This is a genomic window from Kitasatospora sp. MBT66 (assembly GCF_000710405.2).
In the GTDB taxonomy this organism is placed as follows: domain Bacteria; phylum Actinomycetota; class Actinomycetes; order Streptomycetales; family Streptomycetaceae; genus Kitasatospora; species Kitasatospora purpeofusca.
Genome location: NZ_JAIY01000006.1, coordinates 542,049 through 552,548, shown reverse-complemented (window position 1 = coordinate 552,548; position 10,500 = coordinate 542,049). Strand labels below are relative to the sequence as shown.

At 68.1% G+C, this 10,500-nt stretch carries 11 protein-coding genes; 4 read left to right on the top strand and 7 right to left on the bottom strand.

The annotated features are described in order from the left end of the window. Positions 1–227 precede the first annotated feature (227 nt). Positions 228–1,424 carry an IS110 family transposase gene (locus BI06_RS14975; RefSeq protein ID WP_043463675.1) on the top strand — a complete coding sequence of 399 codons (1,197 nt, stop codon included), beginning with the start codon at positions 228–230 and terminating at the stop codon, positions 1,422–1,424. A gap of 8 nt (positions 1,425–1,432) precedes the next feature. On the opposite strand, the gene BI06_RS14970 is transcribed toward BI06_RS14975, so the two are convergent. The 7 genes from BI06_RS14970 to BI06_RS14940 form a co-directional block, all read right to left on the bottom strand. Then, positions 1,433–2,284 carry a hypothetical protein gene (locus BI06_RS14970; protein ID WP_051741070.1) on the bottom strand — a complete coding sequence of 284 codons (852 nt, stop codon included), beginning with the start codon at positions 2,282–2,284 and terminating at the stop codon, positions 1,433–1,435. A 281-nt stretch (positions 2,285–2,565) separates the two neighbouring features. Then, positions 2,566–3,711, bottom strand: a complete 1,146-nt coding sequence (locus BI06_RS14965) for a hypothetical protein (RefSeq protein WP_043468565.1) — start codon at positions 3,709–3,711, stop codon at positions 2,566–2,568. A 9-nt stretch (positions 3,712–3,720) separates the two neighbouring features. Further along, the gene (locus tag BI06_RS14960; protein WP_043468563.1) at positions 3,721–4,398 is read right to left on the bottom strand and encodes a histidine phosphatase family protein; all 678 of its coding nucleotides are present in this window, start codon (positions 4,396–4,398) and stop codon (positions 3,721–3,723) included. A 10-nt stretch (positions 4,399–4,408) separates the two neighbouring features. Continuing rightward, positions 4,409–5,404, bottom strand: coding sequence for a nucleotidyltransferase domain-containing protein (locus BI06_RS14955; protein WP_043468561.1), 996 nt, complete (start codon positions 5,402–5,404; stop codon positions 4,409–4,411). Positions 5,405–5,438: 34 nt separating this feature from the next. Continuing rightward, positions 5,439–6,341 (bottom strand): phosphotransferase, encoded by a 903-nt coding sequence (locus BI06_RS14950; protein ID WP_043468559.1) that lies wholly within the window; start codon positions 6,339–6,341, stop codon positions 5,439–5,441. Positions 6,342–6,626: 285 nt separating this feature from the next. Continuing rightward, entirely contained in the window at positions 6,627–6,854 is a 228-nt protein-coding gene (locus BI06_RS14945) for a hypothetical protein (RefSeq protein WP_043468556.1), read from the bottom strand. Continuing rightward, the gene (locus BI06_RS14940) at positions 6,851–7,294 is read right to left on the bottom strand and encodes an ATP-binding protein (protein ID WP_233290206.1); all 444 of its coding nucleotides are present in this window, start codon (positions 7,292–7,294) and stop codon (positions 6,851–6,853) included. The genes BI06_RS14945 and BI06_RS14940 overlap by 4 nt, the downstream gene beginning before the upstream one ends. A 146-nt stretch (positions 7,295–7,440) precedes the next feature. On the opposite strand from BI06_RS14940, the gene BI06_RS14935 reads away from it, so the two are divergent. The 3 genes from BI06_RS14935 (at position 7,441) to BI06_RS14925 (ending at position 10,354) form a co-directional block, all read left to right on the top strand. Next, on the top strand, positions 7,441–8,658 hold the full coding sequence (locus tag BI06_RS14935; RefSeq protein ID WP_043468554.1) for a helix-turn-helix domain-containing protein: 1,218 nt from the start codon (positions 7,441–7,443) through the stop codon (positions 8,656–8,658). Positions 8,659–8,685: 27 nt separating this feature from the next. Next, on the top strand, positions 8,686–9,159 hold the full coding sequence (locus tag BI06_RS14930) for an NUDIX hydrolase (protein ID WP_043468551.1): 474 nt from the start codon (positions 8,686–8,688) through the stop codon (positions 9,157–9,159). A 538-nt stretch (positions 9,160–9,697) separates the two neighbouring features. Further along, positions 9,698–10,354: a Uma2 family endonuclease gene (locus BI06_RS14925; RefSeq protein WP_051741068.1), complete on the top strand. Its 657-nt coding sequence runs from the start codon at positions 9,698–9,700 to the stop codon at positions 10,352–10,354. Positions 10,355–10,500: the final 146 nt, after the last annotated feature.

Here is a 10,500-nt window from a genome sequence, read left to right as displayed (position 1 = left end):
CTACCTTCTGAGCCGGGTTGATCGAGCCATTCGTAAGGTTGGGTCGCCCAGGGGTGCTGGGTGTGGCTATCAGGCGGCTGCCGTTTCGTGGCTTGCGTCGCTTTGCCGCCCGGTGCCCCACGACGACTCGGCCGCCGATTAGGAAGTGCGAGCAAGTCGCTGAGTAGAGCAATGCCGGCGAGGTCGTCCGTGGTACGAACAGCACGAACACGCACGTCAGGAGCATGATGAGCCGGATATGGGCGGGGATCGACAGCGGCAAGGGCCACCACCACGGCCTGGCCCTGGACACCGAGGGCAAGACCCTGCTGTCGCGGCGGGTCGCCAACGACGAGCCCGAGCTGCTGCAGCTGATCGGCGATGTTCTCGCCCTGGCCGGCGGCGATCGGGTGACCTGGGCGATCGACATGACCGGTGGGGAGCCGGCCCTGCTGCTGAGCCTGCTCGTCGCGCAAGGCCAGGAGGTCCTGTACATCCCCGGCCGGCTGGTGAACCGGGCATCCGACGGCTACCGCGGCGAGGGGAAGACCGACGCCCGCGACGCCTACGTGATCGCCGACCAGGCCCGGATGCGGCGCGACCTGCAGCCCGTCCGTCCCGGTGACGAGGCTGCGATCGAGCTCAGGCTGCTGACCGGCCGACGGGCCGACCTGGTCGAGGACCGAACCCGGGCTGTCAACCGCCTGCGCGGCACTCTGCTGAGCATGTTCCCGGCCCTGGAGAGGGCCCTGGACGTGACCAACACCGGTCCGCTCAAGCTGCTGACCGGGTACCAGACCCCGGCCGCGATCCGCCGCACCGGCGTCGCACGGCTGACGAAGTGGCTGGCCAACCGCAAGGTCCGCAACGCCAGAGCCCTCGCCGAGGCGGCCGTCGAGGCCGCCGAGCGCCAGTACACCTCCGTCCCCGGGGAGAAGACCATCGCCAGGCTGGTCCACACCCTGGCCGAGGGGGTGATGGCCCTCAACGAGCAGATCGCCGAGATGGACAAGCTCATCGAGGGCCGGTTTCGAGAGCACGAACTCGCCGGCATAGTCGAGAGCGTCCCCGGTATCGGCATCGTGCTCGGCGCCGAGTTCCTGGCCGGCGTGGGCGGCGGTCTGGACGGCTTCGCCTCCCCGGACGCCCTGGCGGCGTTCGCCGGCGTCGCACCGGCGCCCCGCGACTCCGGCAAGGTCAGCGGGAACCTGCACCGGCCAACCGTCTACCACCGCAGACTCCAACGCGTCTTCTACACCTCCGCGTTGGTCAGCATCCGGTGCGACCCGAACTCGCGGAAGTTCTACGACCGCAAGCGCGCGGAGGGCAAGCGGCACGTCCAAGCCGTGATGGCCCTGGCCCGCCGACGGGTCAACGTTCTCTGGGCCCTGATCCGTGACCGACGGTGCTACCACGTCACACCTCCAGTGACCACGGCGGCTTGACAACGACATTAGGAAGCGATGCGTGTGGGCCGGTCGCCGGTCATCGCGGAGCGCAGGGCGGTTCGGACCCGGGCGGCGCCTGCGGCTGCCACCTCTGCTCCCAGGCCGGTCGCGAGGGTGCCGGTTGTCAGACCGGCGCACGGGCGGCAGATGCCCGGCTGTGGCACGGGGTCGTGGCACTTGGCGCACTCGGCGTAGCGTGCCGGTGGTCGTGCGGGCGGCACCTTGTGCTCCAGGCGGTAGCGAAGTACGGCGGCCGCCGAGTGCATCGGGACGGGCAGGCCCGGCAGCAATGCCTGAGCGAGGTCGGTTCGGGTCGCCCCGCGCTCCAGCCACTGAGCGACGAGGGGCGCGAGTTCGGCGGCTTCGGCCTCGCCCAGGCGTAGGCGTGGTTCGGGTCGGATCACGCGGAACAGGGTGGCCACGGCTTCGCGGACCTCCTCGGCCTTGCCGTCATCGGCCGAACTTGCCGGGAGGGAGGGTTCTTTGTGCCGGTTCTTAACAGGAGGGCTGTCAGCGCGCCCGGCACCCGCTCCACCGGGTGCCGGACGGGTGGCCTCCGGCGAGGACCAAGGCGTGTCGTACACGTGGGTCTCGGTGCGGATGGTGCCGTCCGGCATCCGGATCTTCTCGACCCGGTAGTACCCGGCCTCGGTCAGCTCCTTCAGGGCCTTGCGGATCGCGCCGCGCCCCTGCGGGCTGGTGTCGGCCATGTGGCGGCCGTCCTCGCGCCAGCCGTCGGGCCGGGAGAGGAGGTCGGCGAGCAGGCCACGGGCGGTGTAGGAGAGCCGTCGGTACTGGAGGACGGCGTTGGGCAGCACGGTGAAGTTGCGCACGTGGGCGCTACGATGGACGCGCATCGGGAGTTGACGCTCCTGTTGCCGGACCCCGGAGCGTTGGCGCGCTGCCGGGGTCGCCTGTTTTTTGGTTTGATTGCGGAACGTACCATTGTGGTTGACATGACATCAGGAGCTTCTGGAAACCTCGCCTCGTAAGGGTGAAGTTGGGTCGAGTTCAGCTAAGGGCCGAGGTTGGTCTGGTGCGGCTGTCGGCATGGAAGTGGACGGCGCGACGTTGATACCCAGCGGAAATCCGAGGATTGCGGTTTCAGGCTCGTAGTTGCCGGGTTGGCATGGAGACCTCAGTCGTGTCCGGCTCCACAGTGGTCCCCAGAAGTATCTCTGCGGGCGATCATCACGTTGGCCAGGGCTTGCTTATCCGTGATCCATTCCGTATTTCCGGCCGAGACCGAGTGCTGAACGGCTTCGAAGGCGGCTTCGTCGGCAAAAACAGGCCTGGCCAGGTGTGCCCGCATGTATTGCTTGAAGAGTGCGGGGAGTTGGTCGGGCCGAGTTCCAGTCTTGGCCCTCAGGGAGAAGATCGGGAGGAACCACCTTTCGAAGTAGTCCTGGATCTCCTCAGTGGCTCGGTACGCCTCGTAGAGCGGGTGCAGGCATGCCATGTGGTCGTACGGGAGGTGGCCGTGCAGGGCGTACTGAAGCCGGGTGCTGTCGTGTTGGCGGAAGTGCTGGCCGTGGGCGGCGATGTGGTTGGCCGCGTTCTCGGTGATGGTCATGACGGCCATGTCGGCCTGATGCCGTCGGGCTGCGGCGAGGACGGTGGCGTGGATGCCGACGCGCGGGTCGAGGACGAGGCGGTTGAGGCCGAGGGGCGAGAGGTCGATGCCGTGGTCGCGGGTTCGGGAGAGGATCAGGCGCTGGGCGACGTTGGCGGCGGTGTGTTGGAGGTGTTTGGGCTGCTGGCGGTGGCTGGCGTGGATGTCGGAGCGGTCGAGGATGGGGCGGTCCTTCGCGAGTTCGGCGACGAGGTGGAGGCCGGTGCGGTCTTGGGTGTCGGTGCTGCCGCAGGCGTTGCAGGGGTGGCCGCCTGCGCTGGTCATGTGGCCGCAGGTCCGGCAGGTGGGGACGGTCTCGTGGCTGATGGTGATAGTGCCGGAGCGGAGGTTGTTCTCGATCATCTCCAGGGCGAGGCCGGAGACGTCGGCGTCGGTGTCGGTCATGATGCCGCCCACCGGGGACTGTCCGAGCGGGTACTTGTCGGCTATCAGGTCTGCCTCGAACCTCTGGCGGGGGATCTTCGGGCCGTCGGCCTCGCGGTGGCGGAGGTCTCCGGCGAGGGTGACGGTGTTCCACAGGTGGGGTGCGGACGGTAGGCCGAGGATGGCGTTGAGGGCGGCGGCGAGGCGGATTCCGACGGCCTTGCCGGGGCGGGTGTCGAAGGTGAAGGGTCCGTTCTGGACGGGCCCGTTGAGGAACAGGTGTCGCACGGGCTCCTCCTAGATCGGCGGGGTGGTGGTTCCCGTCCGGGTGAACCGGCCGTCGTGCAGCTCGTAGTGGAGGATCGTGGCGTTGGACATCTTGCCCTTCCGCTCCTCGGCGAGGATCTCGGGCAGGGGGCAGGCTTCGAGCAGGGCTCGGAGCGCCACTGCGGCGGTCTGGTGGGTGAAGGCGACGACGGTGCGCGATTCCTGGAGTTCGGCCTGGGCGAGGGCGGTGAACTCGGCGGCCCGGTTGAGAACGCCCTCGGCGAGTGACTCTCCGCCGCCCGGCGCGGTCCAGATGTGTTTGCGCAGGCGGCGGTCCTCGGCGAGTGCGGGGTAGCTGTCGTAGAGCTCGCGCTTGGTCATGTAGGTGGCGTCGCCGTAGTGCTGCTCGTCGAGGAGCGCGGTCTGCCGGGGCCAGCCATCGGGGAGGGCCGGCACGGCGATTGCGGCGGTGTCGATCGCCCTGCGGTAGGTCGAGGTGTAGACGTGCAGCAGCTCGGAGCCCGCGAGCTGCGGGAGGATCTCGGCGAGCCACTGGGCCTGCCGGAAGCCGCGCGGGGTCAGGCCGACGATGGTGCGGGAGATGGCATGGGCGGCGGCTCCGCTGTAGGGGCGGGGGTCCTGGTAGAAGCCGTTGTACTTGTCGGCGTTCTCGACGGACTCGGCGTGTCGGATGACGAGCAGGGGCAAGACGAGGCTCCTATCCGGCGAGGTTGGCGACGTAGGAGCCGCTGACGGTCCAGGGGGTGAGTTCGATGCCGAAGCCGCTGTGTTCGCCGTCCTGGGTGTGGACGAGCTTGCCGGACAGGTGCACGGTGTCGCCGGACCTGAAGGCGCCGGTGTAGGCGCCGAGGTAGGAGCGCATGTGGGTGATCCGGCGGGCGAAGGAGTCGGCCTCGTCGATGGTCGAGCTGAGGATGGTTTTGACCTTGATCCCGTAGACGGCCGGGGTGGTGAGGCCCTCGGCGTGGTCGGTGATCTTGGCGAGGAGGGAGATCTCGCCGATCTCCTTGGAGGTGATCCGGGCGAAGGTCCTGTCGCGGTCGGAGCGGATGGGTTCGCAGTTGATGTGCGCGCCGGCGTTGGCGGTGAGTCCTTGGAGCTTGCGGCGTTCCTGCTTGATGAGGGCGTCGAACGAACTGCCCTCCATGTACTTGGCCCGGCGGATGTACAGCCGGGTGAGGTCGTCCCCGTCGTACGGCCGGATCAGGTCGGTCTGCTGGAAGAGCTCCTGTGCGGCCTGGTAGCCCTCGGGTCCGTAGCAGACGAGGTCGATGTCGGAGCGCTCGTTGAAGCAGCCGACGAGGAAGGAGCCGGTGACGCCGATCAGCCCCTGTGCGTCGTTCGCGGTGATCCACTCGGTGATCGCCAGGAGGTCCTTGCCTGCCGGGTTGTCGGCGACCGCGCCGGGGTCCTCGTGGATGGCCGCGAGGGCCTGGCGGCAGGAGTAGTGGACGGCCAGGTCCTCGCGCGGGATGCCGGTGATGACGCAGCCGAGGGTGTCGGAGTAGACGTAGCACTCCGGCCTGCCGGCGAGAATGCCGAAGGACTTCGACACGACGCTGTTCTGCCGGTAGGTCCGGTCGAATAGCCGCCGGTCGCCCTTCTCGTCAGGGTGGTACTTGACGTAGCCGAGGTAATGGCTGCCGGGGTGCCTGTCGCCGATGACCTTGAAAACGACTCCGTGGTGGTCCATCAGGTAGTCGCGGTCGCGAACGGTGGGGACCGGCCTACCGGTGTTCAGCGGTGAACCGTTCCAGAGTGGGGAAGGTGTCGGTGTCGATCGTGTTGGACGACTCATACTGATCAAGTCCCATCGTGAACAGGGTGCGGCGGTACTGCCACTTGATGTGCTTGTCGTGCCGCGTGGGGTCGGTGGGCCGCATGAGGGCCAGGAAGAAGAAGCACTTGACGAGCAGGAAGTCGCCCAGGTGCTCGCTCACCCGCTGCCCGATCAGGGACGCTGTGGTCTCGTCAAGTGCGCCGGTGTAAGCGGCGCGCTGTTCCGGGGTGATGCTGTAGCCCTTGCCGCCGCCCTTGAAGGCCACGATGTCGAGCGCGGGGTAGACGTCGTAGCCGAGCGGGACCGGTCCGTGGTGCTGCCAGTCGATGACCCCGGCCTGGAGGACGTTGGGCAGACCGTAGTCCAGGTGCCCGTGCACCATCGGGAGCCGGGCCAACCGGTCGAGGGCGTGCTTGACCGCCTCGTGGACGCGCGGGGTATCGAAGTCCGGGTTCTCCCCGAAGACCTCGGCCGCGAAGGCCGCCTTCTCGAACCACGGCGTGGCCGGGAGGGGGTGCCGCGCCTGGGCCTGCATGAGCTTCGATGCGACGGCCGCCGCCGTGCTGATGACCTGGTAGCTGACCTGACCGTCCAGCCCTGCGTCGGCCAGCGCCTCCTCGTGCAGCGAGCTGTCGCCGATGGCGCGCTCAACGGCGAAGTAGCGCCCGCCCTCCGAGCCGCTCTCGACGATCTCCGGCACAGGGTAGCCGAGGCCTGCGGCCAGCTGCTGGAACTCGGTCTCCGCCCGCAGATCCTCGCCACCGGTCCGCTTGTAGAGCAGGCCGTCGACCGACCTCCACACCGCGCCTTCGGTGGCGGTTCTGTCCTTCACGAACTCCCAGTCACTCATCCATCCATCCTTCCGCAGCGCCGAGTTGGGGTGGAGCAGATACGGCTGTGTCGGGCAGGTCACCTGGGGTTGGGCCGGCCGCCCCCGGGGGAAAGGGCGACCGGCCCCGTCGCCGCCCGGCCGGTGTGCCTGCATCGGTACGGGCGGAGTCGTTGGGCACGCGGCGAGCGGTGCTGCGAGAACCACCTGTACGTGCGGGTGCTCAGCCAGACAGGCCCGTGGGAACGGATCCTGGGACGGCCGGTGTGGATGAGGCCGGCAATGAGTGCAGCCCTTCGAGCCGAGTCATGCCTCGGGTTCGACCGCGGGGTGCTGCTCAGGGCCGCGGTCGGGCTCGTGATCGGCCGCCAGGATGGGGCCGAAGCGATCGGAGCTGGGCCGGTGGTCGGCTACCACTCCGAGCAGTGCGAGGACGATGAGGTGGCCGATCAGCCAGAGCCAGGTGAGTACGGCTTCGACAGGATCCCGGTGAGCAGCGCGGTAAATGTCCTCGTGCGGCTGGTAGTCGGTCATGCCGCACCGGTCCTGAGCTCGGCCCAGACCACGGTGCCGCCGCTCGTCGCGTCGACGCCCCAGCTCTCACACATCCGGCTCACGAGGAGGAGCCCCCGCCCGTTCTCGGCCAGGGTGGACGGGGCGGGCCGGTCGGTGGGCCCAGGCCCAGCGTCCGCGACCTCGATTCGCAGGCCGCGAGGCTGAGGCGCCAAACGGACGTCGAAGCAGCCAAGGCACGACGCCTCACCGTGTAGAACGGCGTTGGTGCAGAGCTCGGATGCGACCAGCTCGATGTCCTGGACGAGCGGCCTGTCGAACTCCCATGCGTCGATGACCCCCCGGATCAGAGCCCGGGCCAAGGGTACGGAGGCGTGAGCGCGCAGGAAGCTCATCTGTACCGACAGGCAGCCGGGTACCTCGATGGCTTCCTTTGCTTGAAGGTCCTGACGTGCCACCACGATCAACCCTCCAGGTTGCTTAATCACCCGTCAGGCAAATCCGCTTGAGGGCCCGTCAGAACGCTAGGAGGGTGGATGGAGGGGAGCCCGGAAAATTTTTCCGGGGTAGGCGGCGGGGACGCTCTCAGGCTGGGAGCATGCCTGGAATGAGTGAGACGCTGAGCATTGGCGAGCGCGTCGCCTGGTACCGCCGTCGACGGGGCATGCCCCAGGAGGTTCTGGCCGGCCTCGTCGGGCGGACGGCCGACTGGCTGAGCAAGGTCGAGAACGGCCGTATCGAGCTCGATCGGCTTTCGGTCATCAGGGCGCTGGCCGATGCCCTCGACATTCGACTCGGTGACCTGCTGGCGGAGCCGTCACTCCTTGGCTGGCCTGGTGATGCCCAGGGCGGAGCCGTGTCGAAGCTGCGCGAAGTACTTATGGACTACAAGCAGTTGTCGCCGTTCCTGGCGGCCGACGACGCCGAGCAGCCGCCCGACCTTGACATCCTGCGCGCCGAGGTGGGTTCCGCCTGGTCCGCCTACCAGGACGCCAGATACTCCCGCGCGACCAGACTCATCCCGGACATCCTCTCCCAGGCCCAGCGTGCGGTGCGCATGTACGAGGGCGATCAACAGCAGCAGGCCAAGGCGTTGCTTGCGATGGCCTACCAAGGTGCCGCGATGGTCTTGACGAAAATAGGCGAAGCCGACCTCGCCTGGATGTCGGCCGACCGCGGCCTCACGGCGGCCCAGGAGTCGGGCGACATCGTCGTCACCGGCTCGCTGTTCCGCTCGGTCTCCCACTGCCTGCTCAGCAACGGCCGCCTCACCGCCGCCAGGGACCTGGTCATGAACTCGGCCTCGTTTCTGGAAGCCGGCCTGGAGGACGGTTCCCCGACCTACCTGTCGATCTACGGCACCCTGTTCCTCGTCGGGTCGATGGCCGCCGCGAGGATCGAGGACCGGAGCACGGTGCGCGACTTCCTCGCTGAGGCGGACCGGGCCGCACAGCGCGTCGGCCACGACGCCAACCACATGTGGACAGCCTTCGGGCCCACCAACGTGGCCATCCACCGCATCTCGACCGCCATGGAGCTCGGCGACGTCCAGATCGCCCTCGACCAAGGGCCGCGCGTGGACTCCTCGACCCTGCCGCTCGAACGCCGCGTGCGGCACTCACTCGAAATCGCCCGGGCCTACAGCGCACAGAACCGCATGGACGAGGCCCTCGCTCTAGTCCTGGACGCCGAGCAGCTGGCCCCCGAGCAAGTCCGTTATCACTTCATCCCCCGACACCTGGTGACCAACTGGGTCCGCCAACAGCGCAACAAGCCCAGCTACTTGCTGGCAGGCGTCGCGCAGCGGCTCCAGATCGTCGCGTGACGCGGCCTAACGGCTACAGTCGTCGCCATGAGCGACTCCCAGTCCCACGAGGTCGTGGCCCAGCCCCGCACCGCCGCCGGCGTGCTTTTCTTCGACGAGGGCGACCGCGTCCTCCTTGTGAAGCCGACCTACAAGCCCGGCTGGGAGATCCCTGGCGGCTACCTGCACGCGGGCGAGACCCCGAGCGAGGGTGCGGCCCGGGAGGTCAAGGAGGAACTCGGCATTACTCCGGCGATCGGCCGCCTGCTCGTCGCCGACTGGGCACCCCACCCCACCGAGGGCGACAAGCTTCTTTTCGTCTTCGACGGCGGCATCCTCCCCGCCGACGAGCTCGACAGCATCGCCGTCGACCAGGTGGAGATCGGTGAGTACGCCTTCCACACGACTGAGCAGCTCGATGCACTTCTCATTCCGCGTCTCGCCCGCCGCGTTCACGCTGCCTACGCGGCTAGGACTCAGTCTGAGACTGTCTACCTGGAGTACGGAGCGGCCCGCCCGTAGGGCCACGCCGCACCGTGGTTGCACGATGCTTCTTCCTCGGCCGCCAGCGGATGTGACTTCCTCGTCCTAGCGAAGACTGAAGGCTGGCCCCGGCGCTTGATGCACCGGTGGCGGATCTGGCCTGGTCGGGTACTCGCCGAGCGAGTGGTAGAGGCCAGTTGATCTCATGTACTCGACCGGATCGGGTGTGCCAGGGCTTAGTTCCTCATGGGCGATGTGCCGGGGCCATCGAGGAGGCCCCGGCATACCACCCGGGAATCCGCGAACCCGGCCGTGAAGGAAGCTCGCGATGGCATCCGCGAGCTTCTGGCGAACTGACCTAAGGGGAAGTGGCACGGCCGTGATCGCGGTGACCGGGCATATGGACCTCACCGAGGAGAGTTTCGTCCTGGCTTTGGTGGCCTCGTCCTGTCGGTCTGAGTGGCCCAACGTCTGACGGACGAGCCGAACGTCAATCCGCTGCCGCCGAAACCGTTCCTTCGGGGGAATGGCTTGGGTGGCAGTGGTGTGTCCGGGACCGGGCAGCAAGGCTGGGGGCATGTCGTCCGTTGCTGCCACCGGGCAGTGGGTCCTGCCCGAGTCGCCGTATGCGCTCTGGGTCCGGGGCAAACTCGACCAGCATCTCGGGCTGCCTGAGCGGTTGCGGGTAGAAGTGATCGGTGGCGAGTTCGTCGTGGCACCGTATCCACCGGTGGTTCACGCTGCGATCCTCTCGGGCCTGCATGAAGGGCTGTTCCGCGCCGAGTTCAGGGACGGAGGCTTTCCGTGGCAGGTGTTGCAGCACGTTGGTGTCGATCTTGCCGAAGTCGGGGACGGTTACTGTCCCGACCTCGTCCTGGTGAGGGCTGAGGTGGATCTGCTGGAAAACGCGGAGGACCGGTATCTCCGCCCGGACGAGATCAGCCTGGTCGCCGAGGTCACGGCGTACCCCGGCGCACACCATGACCGGCGCCCGGTGTCCGGCAAGCCCACCAAGTGGAGCGGATACGCGCGGAGCGGGGTCCCCTACTACCTGCTGGTGGATCGGGATCCGCGACAGCCGGGCGTCACCTTGTTCGGCGAGCCGAACAAGGCTGAGGCCGCGTACCGAACCCTGGGCGAGTGGAAGTTCGGCGAGGCCGTCCGACTTCCGGGGCCGTTCGAGGTCGAGATCGACACCGGTGCCTGGAAGCCCTGGAAGCCCTGGAGCACGTAGGCGCGGTGGAACGCCGCCGCCCGCCTGAGTACCTTGCCGCGCGGGGGGCCGTGCTCCTTCGCGGGTCCCCCGTTTCGGGCAGGTATGTTGCCCTGCTGCGTCAGCGCCCGCGCGCCGCTCGGCGGCGCGCGGGCGGGGGTGGGGAG